Origin of the sequence: Pedobacter nyackensis (assembly GCF_032678475.1) — a bacterium.
Classification (GTDB): Bacteria; Bacteroidota; Bacteroidia; order Sphingobacteriales; family Sphingobacteriaceae; genus Pedobacter; species Pedobacter nyackensis_A.
The window spans coordinates 408935-426388 of sequence record NZ_JAVTSF010000005.1; the positions used below are offsets into that span (position 1 = coordinate 408935).

Genomic DNA, 17454 nt, shown 5'->3' on the forward strand with positions numbered 1-17454 from the left:
TTTAAGGTTCATTTAAATAATTTCAATCTCCCAAAACGGAAGCTTAAAAAGACCATTCGGAACTCGTGGGTTAACTGCACGTCACACAGGTGTCCGTCTTAGCCACGATTCACAAGCTCCAAACAATCTTCAATACTTAACTGCGCTGATTAAGCCACCGGTAACAATCCGATGTACACACTTCTGGAATGCAACTTTTTCTTCTTAGTAGAAGTAAAGCTGAAGAAACAGTGTACAGAATCACCTACGAAGTCGAGTGGAAGTGGCAAAGAATAATTGAGTGCCGAACGTGGGGCCGCAGCCTTTAACGACACAAATTGATTCTTTGTAGGGTTGTAAGCCAGCACATTGATCACATCCGTAGCATCTTTGTACTTGTTATCTGCACCATCCAGGCTCCAGTTAAAATCAACCGAAGCCGGAGCAGCCGTATCTACAGTAGACACTGACGGTACACTCAGTTTACCCTTGCTGAAGCTAAACTTGGTATAATCAAGCGTAAAGTTTGGGGCAACCCCGGTCACTGCATTTTTCAAGTGATAGGCAACCGCATCATTCATCGGCGAAGTTGAACCATTACCAGTGCGGTATCCCTCATCAATAAACTCACTCATGATGCTCAGGAAAGCGGTAACCAGACCAAATTTCATACGCTGATCAAGTTGCGTTTGAGTTGGTGGTTTATTGCTTTTACGAGGTAACGATTTGATCACGTTTAGATCCCTCCAGAATGCACCGGAGATGTTGCCTACTTTTTTGCGGAATCCACCAAGGATCCCATTTCTGATAATTCCCATTTTAAAAAATTAAAGTTTAAAAAATCTGTTAATTACATCCGTTGCGAGAACAACGATGCAGTACCACAAAGTCGAATGCAAATGATGATACAAAGAGAAATAATAAAATAACGCTGTGGCAGTCCCAGGGGGTACCGTACGCTACCTCTGAAAGCAGTAAAAAACCTCCTTTAAACCACTACGAGCCCAATAAAATTTTAATCAAAAAATTATGAAATTGTAAATTCATCATCCAGTTGCTTTGTCATTTTCACCAGCAAAGCCCTTACGGACTTTGCTGTAGTTTGTACCACCTGTTTATATTTGGTCATTAAACTACCGGAAGACAACTGCGCATTTCCCACACCCCGGGTAGTAAAATTTTTAGAAAGTGACACGATCAAACGACTTACTGGCCCGCTATCCAATACACCTGCTTTGTACAACAATTTGAAAAAGTAAGCCAGTGCTTCTGCAGATAATAAAACCCGAATGCGGTAATCCTCCGCAGCCCTCCCATACTCGGAATCTTGCTGAAGTCTGAAACTAACCGTGTAGCGTTCATCGAGATCCATAAGTATATGCTGTAGACAAGACTCAGTAAATTGATACAGACAGGCAGCGGCATCGGGTTTATCCGTATATTTGTACAATGCATTTAGCAAAAAAGTACAATCGTACTGCAACTGTTTCAAATGGCGCTCAACCAAACTATTCTTCAAACCTCCCATTACTTCAGTCTGCAGGATGTTCAATACCTCTGCCTCTATTAACGGAATCTCCTTTAGCCAGTAATCAACCTGTTTCTTATCCAATTGGTAATACATGGGATCAAGCTCTTTCAGGACTAATGTCCGGAGTGTAGTTAGCTGCGCATTCATAGTGGATCTATCCTTCCCAGGTATTCGCTATCCGCTACCTTTTTACCGTTTAAAGAAACCACACTTACATACACATCCAGCGGCTTACCAATCAGCTTAGGATTTAGATTAAGATCACATTTCAAATCAGATCTATTGCGGCCACCAACGAAACCATCGACCAGCTTAAGCTCCCTGTTGTAAACGATCAACATCACCTGATCATCGTAACACGAATCGTCATTTCGGTTTTGCTGCCAGGTAAGGCTGAGCAAATCTGGTGCTTTCAGCTCAAATTGCACAGCATACAACCGCGGCAACCGGCCTCTACTTAATACTACTTTAGCATAATCGATACTTAAATCAGGATACCTACCTACGATAGCCAAACGATAATTCTTCGAGAATGCCGCATTGATTTCAGTTTTATCCTTTGCATGATTTCTAAACCCAACGGTAACATAAGGATAGAAAGGCACCAGCCAATCCTGGACGAATTTGAATTTTTCTCTACTTGCTATTTGTGCAGGTGTTGCCTTTACACCCTCTTTATTTTCGCGCGGCATGGTACGCAAATACGGGGTTTGTTTCCATACTGCGCCAACTACTGAACCTAATTTACCGTGGATTGGCCCAAATATTCCACTACTTAATCTTGCCATGATGTTTATAATTTAAATGATCTATAATTTTTATTGATTTTTTTCAGATCCTTCGTCCGACGATTAGCCGTTTCCGAAGAAATTTTACTATCAGTTCTGTTTTGAACTATTTTTTATTGAAATTTTACCGAACAAAGCCGAACGAGGTCCGAACAAGGTCCCTCTTAAACACGACTTATTTATCCGGCTAAACACAGCCATCCTATAAGCCTGACATTGATCCAAAATTGTGTTTAAAAATGAGTGGTTAAGGGTATTTTTCTGTTCCATAACCTAAATGTAAATGGAATAAAAATAGCGCTTTGCGTTCTATGCGCCTAAAAACACTGCATGCGTAAAAGACATAAATAACACGTTTTCTGCGCTTTATATGACATTAATTTTATAAATTAGCGCATAAACTAATCTTTAACCTACTGCCCTTGTAGGTTCCGTGTAAGCAGTCGCTTGTACGCTATGTGCCACCTAATGAGCGGTTCTAAAAACCTTACGACATGGAAAGACTATATGTGGTTCCCAACGATGTGTGCAAAATAACCGGAAAGAAAATCAGGTACGCACAACAACTGCTAAAAAAATTAAGAGAAGATTTAAAAAAAGGCAAGCACCAGCTGATTACCAAAAAGGAGCTGGCCGACTACCTGGGAATTGATGTTGAAAATATCGTGTTGGATTAATATGCAATGATGTAGAAGGAGGGCGCAACATATGTTGAGCGCCCTTCTTATTCTCTAAACCACCATTCATTAAAACCAGCAATCCTTTCAGCAGAAATCTTTACATTCTCATTAAATTGGGATTTTAACACGATCTCGAGTTTATTTCGTTTCGGATTAGAAATCAATTGATCGATAATAGATCTATGTACAATATGGCGACGGCTAACCTTATGAAAATCCTCTTCGGATAACACAGCTATGGATTCCTCGAGCGTATGATGCCAATGTTCGTACACTCCCTCTGTATTCTTTGCAAAATGTACTTTACTTGAAATGGAAATATAAACCAGATTTTTTTGTCTAACATACAATACAAGCTTGTCGATCCCATTTTCAGCTAACATAGGTTGATCCTCTAAATTATGTTGTAGCCCCGACTTCTTACCAGTTAAAGTAATTAAGTAAGCGTAGTTATAATAAATATTGATGACCGTAATATAAATACAGATACATAAACTGTAAAGATTGAAAAACTGGGCATCAGCTATACGGATATCCTTGCTATCCAGATACCAGATATAAACTGCAAAATCAATAAACACAATGCTAAAAACACCATAAAAGAACTGAAGGAAGAGCCTCATCCATACTCCGGTATCCCATGGCCTTTTTTTATCCAGATAGCGCGTAGCAAATTTCACCAAAAGAATCATCAGGAATGCCAGGGTAGATCTAAATGAAATATCCAGCCAATAACCTTCATCAAGAAAGAGTTCAAGACAATTTCGCCCTCTTTTCAGTGCCATAAAGAAGTGAGTAGAAATTAACGCGAAAGGAATAGAAAAAAATAATTCATTAAAAATGGGTTCCTGGGCTTTTGATTTATTAGAGCGCATTGTTCAAAGATTTAGTTAAAAAAATTCGAATTTATGATTTTTCAGCAAAGAACAAATATCGTGATCATCTGAAAACCATGTAACTAAAAGAATACAAACGCCACTAATTCTCACAACCCATATAAATACCAATAAGTCTAAACAGGTCATTTCTGCGAAAATGGCCAAAACAACATCTACAGCTTATTGATAAAATTCATCTTTCTTAATTCAGCTTTAAAAACACTAAGAAGCGTTCATCTCACTTCGGAAACACTCGTCCAAGCTCGGAAACAAACTTTCTAAAATCCTAGGTAGTACTTCATAACGCCCTTTAAATTAGCTTAACGAAGACAGAATCGATCTCCAAACAAATGCGATTATGGAAACTTTTAAACTAAATACCATTGAAAAATATTTGCTAACCACGATGCATATTTCCCCGGAAAGAACCGAAGTGATACTTCCATATCTTGTTGAATTCGCGAGACTACAGAAGGTATTAAAAAATCAACTGATAGAAGTACCCGGCCCGGCAGCCGAGGGCAGGATATGGCTATCACTCAATGCGATGACACATAGTTACTCCATTTGTCAAAACAACCACAACTTGTGTGGCTGTATGATTTGGAAAAAACTTGAACTCATGGTATTTAGCGGCAGCTTAATTAATCATGTGGACCGCATTAACTATATACAGATATTGGAACCTGGTTATGTACTATCCATCTCCTATCCTGATGCACTTATTTTAAAAAGAGAATTTGACGAAATTAACAAACACCTGGAACACATTGCAGCCAAAAACGAACTGGCTTATCTACACCGTAATGTATTACTCCACGAACTACCGCAGCAGCGGGTACAACAATTTGAAGCCGAAAACCCATTATTTATAAAAGTTGCATCAGGCGATATCAAAGCCATGCATGTTGGACTGTCCAGGCAAGGGTATGCTGATCAGAAGAAAAAAATAAGCACAGAGCAATGATTATAAAACCAATTACACTAAAAGTGTAAACAGCTTTACCGTAAAGATGCAAAGCTGTTGCTAACACCTCATTGTCCTAGCTCCCTATTTTTGACATGAAAATTCCGGCAATTATACCAAATCAAAAAATTAACCTCTTCCGGATGGCATTAGCTGGAATTGGCCTAAGGGTTATACACAATCGAAAACATGCAGTATTTCCGGGTGGCGCCAACATGGATAAATAATTAAAAGCATGATTAGAAAGGAAGCAAAAAATATGAAAAAGGTTGACCTCATTGGCTATTCGTTTATGCTGCTGTTTTTATATGCTGCCACCAATAAATTATTGGATTTTCAAAAATTTAAAATGGAATTGGGGCAGTCGCCGTTATTGACCGATTATGCAACGGCAATAGCCTGGCTAGTTCCTTCAGTAGAGATCCTCTTAAGTGTATTACTCTATTTTAAAAGAACGCAGTTAATTGGATTGTACGCTTCATTTAGCCTGATGCTGATGTTTACCATATACATTATTATCATTTTAAATTTTGCAGAACGCATACCCTGCAGTTGCGGAGGCATTCTTGACCAGATGGGTTGGACTGAGCATTTGATTTTTAACCTCTCATTTGTGCTTTTGGCGGTAGCAGGCATTTTTTTACACGGAAAATTTAACCAAGATATTCTATTGCGCAATTTGAATCGGGAGAAGCTGAAAACCCGTAACCAAGAGTAGGCAAAAAAGAACAAAAATTAATATTATGAAAAAATTATTTTTCACCGCATTGGTTGCAGCGGTTGCAATCGGCGGAGCGTACGCAACAAATTCAACGTCAGACAAGCTTGTCATTCTTGCAAAACCTGCAGGATCAGCAGGACCTTGCAATACAACCGTTGTACCTTGCAATACGGCTTCCGGACCAGCATGTACAATTAATGACATTACCTATGCGAGGCAGAATCCGGTAACCGGTCTGTGCACAATTCCATTATTTAGGGACGCAAATCCTTAGTGTTATCATTTATTCTGCAGCGATCAATCCATGTTCGCTGCAGAATATTTAACATGTCGCAAATGAAAAAACTATATAAGCAACTCATCCTGGTTACGATATTATCTATACTGCCAATATCGGTCCTATTTCTGAAATATTACCTGAAGCATAATAGTGCTGCTTATGATTTCGAGAGGACAATAGAACAAACCATAAGTAAGGCTGTTAGGCTAGATGTAAAATACAATTCCTATTATTTTGCAGGCCAGTTCAAAGACAAAATTTACCTGGGCAACTATACTACAAACAATCATTTGCTTGAAATTGACACTGCATTAAGACTACGAAAAGCAATCAATATTGATGTTACAGCATTAACAAATAAACAAGAACCTCTAAAGATCTCTGTTACTGATGGTAATTTCTACCTCAGTAATGGTACTAACCGCACTATATATAAAGGAAAAGTGGGCAGCTGGCTTGCTGTCCCCCACAATATTTACATACCTTATTTTCATCAGAGCCTTCCTGTAAGTGATCAATCCATTGTTTTCAGATATGTAAACGCAAATAACCAGCAAAATAGCCTCAGAAAAGAAAACACCTTTTCCGGATCTTACGAGAACCTGAATTTGTTAGAAAAACATGTGGATGGCTTATTTTGTACGGACGGTATATTAACCAAAAATAACCTTCACCAACTGGTGTATATGTATTACTATCGTAATCAAATACTCATAATGGATACCAATCTGGTTCTAATAAAAAAAATAAAAACTATTGATCCAATTGACAGTACCAGATTCACTGTGACAAACAACAATAACCAGATCTCAAAAACCATAAACTCTCCCTCCCTATTGGTCAATGCAAACTGCTCATCCTGGAAGCAGCATCTTTACATACAATCGAAAATAATGGGTAGAAAAGAAGACCGCACACTATTTTTAGCCTCAACAGTGATTGATATTTACGACACAGAAAAAAACACTTATTTACACTCCATCTATTTGCCAAATCAAAATGGCAACTCAACAAAAAGTTTCCAGGTAATTGATAAATATATTTATACGCTATCAGATCATTTTATTACCCGGCACGATATTGAGTTGCCCTTATAAGTTTGATTATCGTTTTGTCGAGATTACCAAGATATCTACTTCTCGTTCCTGAATTGATAATTTCAGCCCATGAGCTGAAAGTTCCTGCTTTATCATTTCGTAATCCATTACACCATCTGCCTGTATCTTAATTTTGCCGAGTCTATATGTAAAATTAGTTTCGTCAACAACAGGATGGCTTGTTTTGTAAAACGCCGGGACATTAAATGTCAGCCCATCAATTAACTCTGTAACGGTTATACAGTTAACATCAATGCTGTTTTCGCTGATCCCCGAAACCATATCGCCATCTTTATAAGTGCTCAATTTTGTGGGGTCAATAGTTAATACAATACATTGCCTTTTCTGCTGCTCCATATGTGTTGTCAGTCCAAAATACTGTTCAAGATCTGTCAATATCTTACTTCTTAATACTTTTTCGGGCATATACTTATTAGTAATAAATTGATAAGTATACCAATTATCGACAATGGTATTGCCATTGATTCTCCGTACAAGTTTACTAGAGTCTAAATCCCTGAACTGGATGCGGGAATCTCTTACAGCCTGGCTTAGATTATCATTACTCCCATACAAGATCGCGAGCATCGATTTCACATCATAATTCCCAAAATATGCCATAGAAATCGATTTTTCTCTGTTGGATCCGAAACTGGTTACACTTAGTATATCAGGAGAGTAAGGGGTGATAACTGTATTCCACACGATATTTTTCCCACTATCATTCTTACCCATATTTCCATCAATATAAAGAGGCTTATCACAATCCATATAAACATCTTCTGTTACTTTAAGTGCTATATTTTGTTCCTTACCAGCAATTAGCCCAGCTATTGTAGTGCTGTTGATACTAAAACCATAAGTAACATATTTTACGGTTCCCGAGGGATCAATAAATATAACATGTGGTACCGATTCATAGGGAAACAATTCTTTAATTTTCTTATCGTCATACGCTACCGTCAGGTTCATTTTATAATTATGGATCCGCTCCTGCCGGTTAATGACTGAGCGAACTATGCTATCATTTTGGCCAGGATTAACCAGTACAATTTTAACCTTGTCTTTAAATTCTTCCTGAAGCTTGATCAGCTTGGGCCAGGATGCAACACAACTTGTACAATAAGAATCCCAAAAATCAAGGATTAATATTTTGCCTTTAAAATCAGTGATATTAAGTGTAGGTGCCGAATGATTGATTAGATTTTTAAATGTAAAATCGGGAACCTTATCACCGATACTTATTGGATTTAATTTTTCCTGAGTGAAAGCCAACACAGGGCTTATTAATACCAGGAAAAGGAGTTGTATGATTTTTGTTTTCATATAATTATTATTGATATCCATTATTTTGGTAGAGATTTGGGGCGTTTAATAGTTCAGATTCTGGTATGGGATATAGCGTATCGGTAGGCTGCCAATAAATGGGTTTTGTTACAGATAAAAGGATCTCCGCCCTTCGGGTTCTTTTTAGGTCCAACCAGCGGTGTCCCCATTCAGCAAAAAGCTCTGTCCGTCTTTCCTTTTCGACTGCAAAAAGAGCTTCAGTTTTGCTTAAACGAAATGTTAACGCAGGAATAGGATTGGGAATATCAGCGGTAGGTAAAGGCCTGGCACGCGTGCGCAACAGGTTAATGTCTGCTATCCCCTCTTCAATTTTATTCTGGTTGATTCTCGCTTCCGCCCGGATCAGGTACAGTTCTGCTAAACGAATCACCATAGAATACTCATTCAATACGGCAGCCCCACTTTTGATCTTATACTTAAAGGGATAATGCCACGACGTTGTACCACTGGTAAGAGTACCAACCCAATTAGCATTGCGCTTATCTCCTGACTCGAAAGCATCCAGTAATTCTTTACTGAGCATCACTTCCGATTCAGAGGTCGGTGGAGCATCTATGATATAAAGCAAGCCTTCATTTGTACTATGAGGATATAATGAAGGTAATGCAAATTGCAGAATGGCCTCTTTACTTTCATTTAAAAATACCCTATCCAGATCATTTTCAAGACTGTAGATACGCTGTTGGGCAATAATCAGTGAAGCCTCCTGCTCTGCAGCATACCAGTTATGATGATATAAATAGACTCTGGATAGTAATGCACTTGCTGCCCATTTGTTTGCCCTGATGCGTTCACTAACGGGATAATCATTATTCAACAGTGCCTTAGCTTCTATTAAATCCTTAATAATTTGTTCATAAATGACTTGTCTCCCAGATCGGCCTGCTTTTAAATTGATCTTGTAATCAGTTGTCAGTATCAAGGGAATTTCACCAAACAAATTGACCAGATAAAAATGACAAAAGGCCCTTATAAATTTGGCTTCTCCTTCCAGCTGCTTTTTTAAAATGGGGTTTAACTGTTCAGCCTGCGACAGGTTCTCTATCACCATATTGGCGGCATAAATAATCTGATAAGGCTCCTGCCATAATCCCGAGCGCAGCCCCTGGTTCCTTGCAGATAAGTTGTTTTCTGAGAATTGTTTTTTTTCTTCGTTTGTGCTTAGGTTAACAAAATCATCTGCGGATCTGCCGGCAAACAGCGTAACACTGTTAAAATAACCACTTGCAAAGCCCACACCATTACTTAACTTGGCATAAAGTCCATTTATAGCTGCAAGGGCTGTTTGGTCGGTGCTGTATACTTTTCTGGTGTCCAACTGCTCAACAGGAGAATCAAGCGAAATGAAGTCCTCGCAAGCGCAAAACAAACACAGCATGTTTAAGGCGATTGTTAATTTTATATATTTCATTAGATTTTAAGATTAGAATTGATCATAGATTTACCTGCACACCAAGGATAACTGTCTTTAGTGTTGGCAACGTTTTTACAAAAGGAACTTCAGGATCTCCTATATAGGAGCTGAAGGTTAAAAGGTTCTGCCCCTGAATAAAGAGTTTAATATTTGTTTTGTAAGCCAGTGCGGCTGGAAGTGTCCAGCTTAAGGAAAGGTTTTTTAGTCTTATGAATGAGGCATCAGAGAAATAGTCAGAATAGAAATGCGCATCAAACTGGCTGGTAACACTCCCGTAAGTTTGCGACACTTTTTGCGTGTTGCTTAAATCCCCCGGCTTTTGCCAACGATTCAAAACTTGTACGGGTTGGTTCTTGGGCACGCCCGGGGGTGCAAAGGATAGAATAGGAGCCCTTGTAGTTTTGTTGACAAACTGAAAGAAAATATCCAATTGAAACCCTTTTAAGGAAAAGCTATTCTGAAGGCCTCCGTAATAGTGGCTAGTCAATGATTTTTCGGCGGCCGTCCTATCAGCAGCATTTAATGTTTCGCTTTCATCTCTATCCTGAAAGGAGTAAATTCCCGTTTTTGGATCAACACCAAGATAATGATAGGTTATCGGGGTATATATCGACTTGCCGACCGCGTAGGTATTCGCATACCCCGAGCCCTTCAAGTTTGGATAGGAAAGTAATTTATTACGTGGAACAGTCAGATTCAACGATGTGTTCCATTTTAAGCTACTCCCCTTCATCACAGTTGCGTTCAATAGAAATTCCCACCCTGTATTTTGAACGGTAGCAGGCAAATTGTACTGAACGCTAGTAAACCCTGTAATATCTGGCAGACTGTAACCTACAAGCTGGTCGGACGACTTATTCAAATACCAATTTGTAGAGAACGAAAACCGATCATTAAAAAAGCTAAGGTCTAGTGCAAATTCCAGTTTTTTATTCGTCTCCCAGGAAAAATCCGGATTAGCCAGCCGAACCGGGAATATTGCACTTTCATTCTTATAGGAGTAATCTGAGGCGGCGTAGGTGGATAAATACCCGTAATTTGGGATCTGATCGCTTCCGGTTATTCCGTAACTACCTCTTATCTTTCCAAAAGAGAGAAACCGAAGGTTTTTATTGATTAGATTTTCATTAGAAAAGATCCATGCCGCTCCTACTGCACCAAAGTTTGCAAATTGCCGGTTGGCCCCAAATCTGCTGGATCCATCTCTTCTCCCTGTAAAATTAACAAAATACCGTTCTTTGTAGCTATAATTTATTCTGCCGAACAGTGCATTGTACTTATATGTTGAAGAGGCTGAACTTCCTCCTTTAAATGGGGCTGCTGAAATACTCTCTAAAAGTGAATCATTGGTATAACCAACTCCAGCGAGATTCTCAGCATTTTGTTGATCTTTCTGGAAAGTACTGCCCACAATTATATCAAGTTTACCAGAGCCTATAACCGACATATAATTAGCCATCGGCTCAACCATCCATGTGCTTACAGCATTAAAAGAAAGTTGGTTTATTCCGATAGCCCAGGGTGATGGTGATTGTGACGAAATGGGGGTAAGCAGGTTCTCCTTTAATTTAATACTGTTAAGGCCTACATTTACACTAACGCTAAGGTTATCATTCACCGTATGCTGAAGTTTTCCGCTTAGCATTGCAGTACTTGTTTTACCCAGATAAGTTTTTTTAAGGGCACTAAAAGGGTTGAGCCATGTAGCGCCCCCATTTTCATCCAATGCCCAGTTTAAATTTCCATTGCTTTCATAAATATCTGGTGCGTTGGGCGCGAGATCTATGTACTGGGTTAAATCAATTTGGGGAAGTGAATTGTTATCCAGTGCATAAGTTGTAGAAAAATTTAGATTTAGCTTTCTATTAAATGCAGAATGATTTACGTTCAATCCGGCTGATCCTTTTTGATCTGAAAAATCACCGGGAGAAACCGTGGTTTGTTTGCTATGGTTTCCACGAAAGGTATATTGTGTAAATTCATTCCCTCCACTAAAACTACTCTGTACATTGAACTGCCGGGCCGTTCCCCCTATCAGTTTTTCCTGCCAATCTGTATAGCGGGTTGGGTTCCAGGTTCCGTTTACATCATAATCTGTCACTGAGGGTATTGCACCATCATTTTTAAACGCCTCATTTCTAAGTTCCAGGTATTGTGCTGTATTTAACAAATCCAATTTCTTAGAAATTTTAGAAAACCCTCCGGAAATGTTCAGACCAATAGATTCATTGTTCTGTCGAGCTTTTTTGGTGGTAATCAGTATAACTCCGTTTGCACCACGCGAACCATATATTGCCGTTGCATCTGCATCCATTAATACTTCTATACTTTGTATGTCTGTATGACTAATGTAATTCAGCGGGCTAGAGTTTAAACTGAATCCCTCTACACCTAAGCTTGCTTCGGTAATCGAATTTGCAGGATATGGTATTCCGTCTACCAAATACAAAGGCTGCCGCCCATCGGCTCTTAAGCTATTCCTACCTCTGATTTCGATAGTATATCCCCCGCCATTAATTCCTGAAGACTGCTCAATATTTACTCCAGCCATTCTGCCTATCAATGCACCCAATACATTGTTCACCGGCTGTTGTGCTATTGTTTTTGCATCCACGCGGGAAATTGAACCTGTGCGTTCTTTATCTTTTACAGTATAGTACCCAGTGTTTATTTCAACTTCCTTAAGGTTCTGGTCATCGGTTTGCAGCGTGATAAGCAGTAACCCTTTTAAAGGGATCTGGATGCTGACGTTTTTAGTTTTGTGGTTAAGGTATGATACGGAAAGGTTATGAATTCCATTGGGCAGACTAAGCATAAACTCTCCTTTATCATTAGTAAGGATTGTCTGATTTGTGCTAGTGACTTTTACTACTGCACCAGGTAACGTTTCGCCGGTTGATGCAGAAATAACTTTACCTGATACCGCCTGATTTTTTGATAGAAATGGAGCGCCGGGACTTTGGGCATACGCATTTAAATTTAGGCAAAGCGTAGCCATTACGAGTGTTAATGTCGTTTTAAACATGATTATGTTTTAGTAGGTTAACTAATAAATCCTTTTGAGTATTAGCAGCTGCCAGCGCAAGCGCTTACGCCGACCCTGCTAAACGGCTGTGAGAAAAGCCATGTGAATGCAGTTAGTGGAATGTATCTGTTTGATCAACGTATAACTTATAGTTAAAGCATAATTTTCCCATTAGCATACGATTGCTTCATTTTTCAGAATTTCCGTTAGTTAAAGTTTAAAAATAAATTGTATCCCGATCCAACCGGCAGGCAAAAATAAAAGCACACTTCAGTATTTGCTTCAATGGAAAATTCCCGTTACCTTTAATTACGATTAAAAGAGTAACCGAGGGTTAACCTTGGTGTAGCATTTATGTGTACCTACGGAAGAGGGTGGTCTGAATTATATCGTCCGTCCTATCCAGGCGCAGAGAATACGTTCTTAAATAAGAGTTTTTGAGAATGCTTCACGTTATTGTAAACGGAGCAATTTTTAGCTGTTTCAGTTTGGTACGTTCTCATAGTCTTTATTTGGTTTTATCGAACAATGATACTCAAGAAGTAATGAGGTAAACGCTATTGAAAACCAATAGAGCGAATCTCAATGCTTTGAACGTGGTACCGCTAAGAACCACCTTGACCGAAATCAAGGCTCCCCAAAGACTGACATGAGATTCGTTCTACCGGATTAATATCGTAAAGATAATCAAATCCAATAGAAAGCGAACTCATGATCATCTCATAGGGAAAATTAGCGGTTTTCGTTTATGAGTGACATCGTTACAGCAGGGCTTAGATCCCTTACTTTATTTAGTCGCTTTTTTTACTACCACAAATATAATAAATGTATCTGAAAATACAAAAGTATTTAACAAAAATGTATCCAAAAATAACAAAAAAGAATTGGGAAAGACTATAAACAAAGAATTAGCAAGAGAAGTCTCTGCAAGAATTCAGGAACTCCTTAATGAAACAGGGCTAAAATTAGAAGGCCTGGCTGTTTTATCCGGCATTGGAAAAAGTGCAATAAAAAGCTATTACGCTACAACGATACCGATTTCAGTAGAAAACATCGCTAAAATCTGCTCGCCGTTCTCCTTAGAGTTATTCGGCTTTTTAAATTTCAAAACTCCTTTACCCGCTGGGTTGAAAGAACAGACGGCTTTCAAAGAATTCTACGATAAACACATCAAAAGTCATCCGGATTATTTTACAAGAAAGTCGAACAAACCAATGCAGTATAACGACAATGATAAAGGACGTCTGAAATACATTGTAAATGAAACCGATTACTTCTCCACTGAAAAGTTAACCGAGGAAATGGTTGAAGATTTTATAGAAATTTTCGGTGTAAAATATGAATCTGGCCGTTTATCACAAATGCTAAAATCTCATTTGGGTGTTTTAGACAAATTGCCGGCTGTTAAATTCAATAAAGATGGCAGCCTGTCTAAGAAAGAAGTGTTTAAATATGTGAAAAAGAAAAAATAGCCAGATACAATGTATCCGGCTATGTAAATATTTTAAAGCTAAAGTATAAGTTTTTCTATAACTGCGCGATAACGGCCTGTTTTTTATTTTGTTTAACCTGGCTCTTCAATAATTGTGGCGGCAAGCCGTTTTTTTCAATAGTCTTCCGGGCGGCCTCATTCTTTTTAAGGATAAAAGGATCGTTACTATGATCTCTTAAATTATCATTGATCGTGAAAGTCCCTTGCTTGACTCCAACTCTTTTAAAGCATTGATATACAAATACATAATAGTTAAATTCAATAAAGACGGCACCTATCTAAAAAAGAAGTGTTTAAATATGTGAAAAAGAAAAAATAGCCGGCATCAAAAACCTACCCTTAGATCGCTTGAATTTCTTCAATGGTAAGACCTGTAGCATCGGCAATAAGCTCTATTGCTATATCGCTCTTTTTTAATTTAAGAGCAGTTCTCACAGCTATTTCACGTTTTTCTATTTCAATTTTAACTCGTTCTTCTAGGCGGCCTTTAACCTCACCTTGCGCAAGACCTTGCTCAACGCCCTGTTCAATTCCCTTTTCAAAGCCCTGTTTAAGGGCATTCTGCAGCACATACTGTTCCCGACTGTAATTATCACGTTTTCTTTTAAGTTCTCTTTGATATAGACTCATCTCTTCTGGATTTAGATTACTTACTTCTGCTACTTCAAACAACTTCTTAAAAATAGGGTCGTTACTCAAAGGTAAAGGTATTTTATTCAATGTTTTCATATTCTTCAAACAATACAGCCATTTATCTTCGCTGCTTTGCAGTTCGTTTACTGTTTTATTGAATTTTGGCAACTCAATATAGATGTAACCTAGTTTATCATAAAACTGCAGTTTGGTACACATTTCTACCAGCCTTACATCATGGACATAGTGCTCAAGAGGAGTATTTTCAAATATGAAATCCATCACTACCACGAAATAAACCTCCGTAAGCTTGTAATCCCAATTTGAATCTACCGATCTCCCCTGTTCCTGGATAAGGTTGGCAGTATAAAATAATATCCTATCTTTAAAGTTGGCTTGAGTACCTTTTTGCATTTCTACCACAAAATTGACACCATTGTCACCTGTACAATATACATCGAATACAGTTCTACGGTTGTTTTTCTGATCTCCTTTGCGATCTGTTTTACCCAACTTCACGTCTTTGATCATCTTTCTTCCTTCAAACACACTATTTAAAAAATCTTTTAATAAATCAAGGTGGTTCTCTTTTGCAAAGAAGTGCCGAAAGGAGAAATCGAGCGTAGAATCTATATACCTTGAATTTACAGTTTTCGGGTTCTCTTTCTTTCTTGGCTGGATTACAGTACTCGTTTTTTCTTCCATTTCGCTTAATAAAAGTATTTCAGCAAACGTCGTAAGATCAGGAATGAAAAACCTTAATTAGTGCAAATTCAACGGAAATCACGGGATTATCAAGCCTAACCCATATAAAATATGCTTAGACATAGCCATCTTGACTTATTACAAAATGTTATTCCGTATAACCTTCAAAAAAAATTCATATCATTACATCGATATGAAAAGAATCATCCTCCCTATTTTTGCTTTTTTATTCTTTGGCTGCAAGAAAGATAAAACGAGCTCCCCTGTTCCTACGGTTAAGACTACAGAATACACATTCGATAATGACGCCAATTCCGGTCTGATGTTTAAGGATGGAGAATCGATAGAAGTGCTAACTTCAGAAGCCAGAAGATATGAAATAGGAAAGGTCCTGCGTGTAAAAGCCATTAATGCAACAACGATAGAGGTAGCAAATTTTGCCCCGGTTGATATTGTTGACGCCACCATCCTCTTAACAATTGAAGGTCAGGCAAAACCAATAAAACTATTTAGGATTGCCAAGATCAGGGCACATGCAGTACAGGAGATTAAATATCCCTTTATGGAAGGAAATACAAAATTTCTGAATATTGAAGATCAGGAAATTGACCTCGCACCATACAAAACAACCGGACTGGCTTTAAACCAGGTCTCTTTTGACTTTACCGGAGATACAGATTTAATCAAAAAACTCAAAACCCTGGCTAAACTGAAATGGAAAATTAAGTATCACGATTTTGATCCTGCTGATGACCCAACCAATAACTGGAAAGAAAATATAGACGCAAAAGACGTTAGAAGATACACCGGTCTTATGATCAACCTGGCATATTTAATACAGGCTGAATCAACCAAAACTGCCTTTATAGCTGAACCCATCACGGATAATAACAATGTCTTACTAACAACAGCACAAAAAGAGGAGGCATTGAAAAAGATGATCGATATTCCTACATTTAATTGTGGGTTAGTCGTAAATGTATCTGGTTTAGGAGGTGGTTATACTTTCGGCGTTGCAAACCATGTACTTAATGATTACCTGACTAATGATGTCAGTTTTATAGCGATACACGAAATTAGCCATATGATCGGCTATTCACACAGTTCGAGTATGACCTATCCCACAAATCCTGGGAACAGAGGTGCTGTTGTGGCAATGGGAACCGTTTATAGAGAGATGCTTACAAAAGACATTCTCCCTATCAAAACCAGCAATTATTATAAACCAGCAGATTTATAGCACCAGCCCTACCGCAGCAATAATGGAGATAGAAGAAGTAATTTAATTCCAATCCAAGAATTTTGGCGTAATTTGCCTGCTTTAATAAAATTGATATGCAAGACTATCTTATTGGGCTGGGAAAAAGACTTAAAGAAATCCGGAAAAAGAACAATCTTAGGATAAATACTGTTGCCGCAAATGCAGAAGTTAGCAATGGCTTGATTTCTCGTATAGAAAATGGCAGAACAATCCCCTCTCTGCCCGTATTGATAAATATCATTCAAGCTTTGGGAATGGAAGTCCCGGAATTCTTCAATGGAATACCAAAATCAAATAAAAATAATTTTATTGTTTCCAGAAAAGCGGACAATAGTATCATTGAGAAAGAAGACGATGCCAAAGGCTTTGAATACCAATACCTTTTTGGCAAACAGGTATCATCAGTAGGATTTGAAGCGGTACTCTTACAAGTCCAGCCCGGTTCGGAAAGACAAAAAGTAGAAACTGATGCTTATGAATATAAATACATATTAACCGGCGAATGTTCTTACATTATTGGAGAGGATGAAGTACTTCTAGAAGAAGGAGACTCTCTATTTTTTGATGGCCGGATACCTCACGTACCTGTAAACAGAGGGACTGTTCCCTCAAAAATGCTGGTGATCTATTTTCTCTTTCAAAAAGATGAGTAAACC

At 38.3% G+C, this 17454-nt stretch carries 16 protein-coding genes; 8 read left to right on the top strand and 8 right to left on the bottom strand.

Features of this window, described 5'->3' with window-relative positions:
• Window positions 1-149 precede the first annotated feature (149 nt).
• From R2Q84_RS18060 to R2Q84_RS18070, 3 genes are all read right to left on the bottom strand, one after another.
• Entirely contained in the window at window positions 150-797 is a 648-nt protein-coding gene (locus tag R2Q84_RS18060) for a DUF6266 family protein (RefSeq protein WP_316817983.1), read from the bottom strand.
• Between the two features lie 209 nt (window positions 798-1006).
• Window positions 1007-1657, bottom strand: coding sequence for a hypothetical protein (locus tag R2Q84_RS18065; RefSeq protein WP_316817984.1), 651 nt, complete (start codon window positions 1655-1657; stop codon window positions 1007-1009).
• On the bottom strand, window positions 1654-2298 hold the full coding sequence (locus R2Q84_RS18070) for a DUF6266 family protein (RefSeq protein WP_316817985.1): 645 nt from the start codon (window positions 2296-2298) through the stop codon (window positions 1654-1656). The genes R2Q84_RS18065 and R2Q84_RS18070 overlap by 4 nt, the downstream gene beginning before the upstream one ends.
• 494 nt (window positions 2299-2792) lie before the next feature.
• Between R2Q84_RS18070 and R2Q84_RS18075 the strand changes: the two genes are divergently transcribed.
• Entirely contained in the window at window positions 2793-2975 is a 183-nt protein-coding gene (locus tag R2Q84_RS18075; RefSeq protein WP_316817986.1) for a hypothetical protein, read from the top strand.
• Window positions 2976-3022: 47 nt separating this feature from the next.
• Here R2Q84_RS18075 and R2Q84_RS18080 read toward each other — a convergent pair whose 3' ends face one another.
• Entirely contained in the window at window positions 3023-3853 is an 831-nt protein-coding gene (locus R2Q84_RS18080; RefSeq protein ID WP_316817987.1) for a LytTR family transcriptional regulator DNA-binding domain-containing protein, read from the bottom strand.
• A 361-nt stretch (window positions 3854-4214) separates the two neighbouring features.
• On the opposite strand from R2Q84_RS18080, the gene R2Q84_RS18085 reads away from it, so the two are divergent.
• From R2Q84_RS18085 to R2Q84_RS18100, 4 genes are all read left to right on the top strand, one after another.
• Window positions 4215-4823: a hypothetical protein gene (locus R2Q84_RS18085; protein ID WP_316817988.1), complete on the top strand. Its 609-nt coding sequence runs from the start codon at window positions 4215-4217 to the stop codon at window positions 4821-4823.
• A gap of 235 nt (window positions 4824-5058) precedes the next feature.
• A complete protein-coding gene (locus tag R2Q84_RS18090) occupies window positions 5059-5541 on the top strand; it encodes a MauE/DoxX family redox-associated membrane protein (RefSeq protein WP_316817989.1) in 483 nt (160 codons plus the stop codon).
• Between the two features lie 25 nt (window positions 5542-5566).
• Complete coding sequence (locus R2Q84_RS18095) at window positions 5567-5818, top strand: hypothetical protein (RefSeq protein ID WP_316817990.1); 252 nt, start codon at window positions 5567-5569, stop codon at window positions 5816-5818.
• 62 nt (window positions 5819-5880) lie between these two features.
• The gene (locus R2Q84_RS18100) at window positions 5881-6921 is read left to right on the top strand and encodes a hypothetical protein (RefSeq protein ID WP_316817991.1); all 1041 of its coding nucleotides are present in this window, start codon (window positions 5881-5883) and stop codon (window positions 6919-6921) included.
• A gap of 6 nt (window positions 6922-6927) precedes the next feature.
• Here R2Q84_RS18100 and R2Q84_RS18105 read toward each other — a convergent pair whose 3' ends face one another.
• Genes R2Q84_RS18105 through R2Q84_RS18115 form a run of 3 tightly spaced genes read right to left on the bottom strand, consistent with a single transcriptional unit; the run spans window position 6928 to window position 12707 of the window.
• Window positions 6928-8247: a TlpA disulfide reductase family protein gene (locus R2Q84_RS18105; RefSeq protein ID WP_316817992.1), complete on the bottom strand. Its 1320-nt coding sequence runs from the start codon at window positions 8245-8247 to the stop codon at window positions 6928-6930.
• 7 nt (window positions 8248-8254) lie between these two features.
• Window positions 8255-9679, bottom strand: coding sequence for a RagB/SusD family nutrient uptake outer membrane protein (locus R2Q84_RS18110; protein WP_316817993.1), 1425 nt, complete (start codon window positions 9677-9679; stop codon window positions 8255-8257).
• A gap of 22 nt (window positions 9680-9701) precedes the next feature.
• Entirely contained in the window at window positions 9702-12707 is a 3006-nt protein-coding gene (locus R2Q84_RS18115) for a SusC/RagA family TonB-linked outer membrane protein (protein WP_316817994.1), read from the bottom strand.
• Window positions 12708-13591: 884 nt separating this feature from the next.
• On the opposite strand from R2Q84_RS18115, the gene R2Q84_RS18120 reads away from it, so the two are divergent.
• Window positions 13592-14179 carry a helix-turn-helix transcriptional regulator gene (locus R2Q84_RS18120; RefSeq protein WP_316817995.1) on the top strand — a complete coding sequence of 196 codons (588 nt, stop codon included), beginning with the start codon at window positions 13592-13594 and terminating at the stop codon, window positions 14177-14179.
• 359 nt (window positions 14180-14538) lie between these two features.
• On the opposite strand, the gene R2Q84_RS18125 is transcribed toward R2Q84_RS18120, so the two are convergent.
• Window positions 14539-15537, bottom strand: coding sequence for an Rpn family recombination-promoting nuclease/putative transposase (locus tag R2Q84_RS18125; protein ID WP_316817996.1), 999 nt, complete (start codon window positions 15535-15537; stop codon window positions 14539-14541).
• 193 nt (window positions 15538-15730) lie between these two features.
• Between R2Q84_RS18125 and R2Q84_RS18130 the strand changes: the two genes are divergently transcribed.
• Both R2Q84_RS18130 and R2Q84_RS18135 read left to right on the top strand, forming a co-directional pair.
• Window positions 15731-16777 (top strand): hypothetical protein, encoded by a 1047-nt coding sequence (locus R2Q84_RS18130; RefSeq protein ID WP_316817997.1) that lies wholly within the window; start codon window positions 15731-15733, stop codon window positions 16775-16777.
• 95 nt (window positions 16778-16872) lie between these two features.
• Window positions 16873-17451, top strand: coding sequence for an XRE family transcriptional regulator (locus tag R2Q84_RS18135; RefSeq protein WP_316817998.1), 579 nt, complete (start codon window positions 16873-16875; stop codon window positions 17449-17451).
• The last annotated feature ends 3 nt before the right edge of the window (window positions 17452-17454 follow it).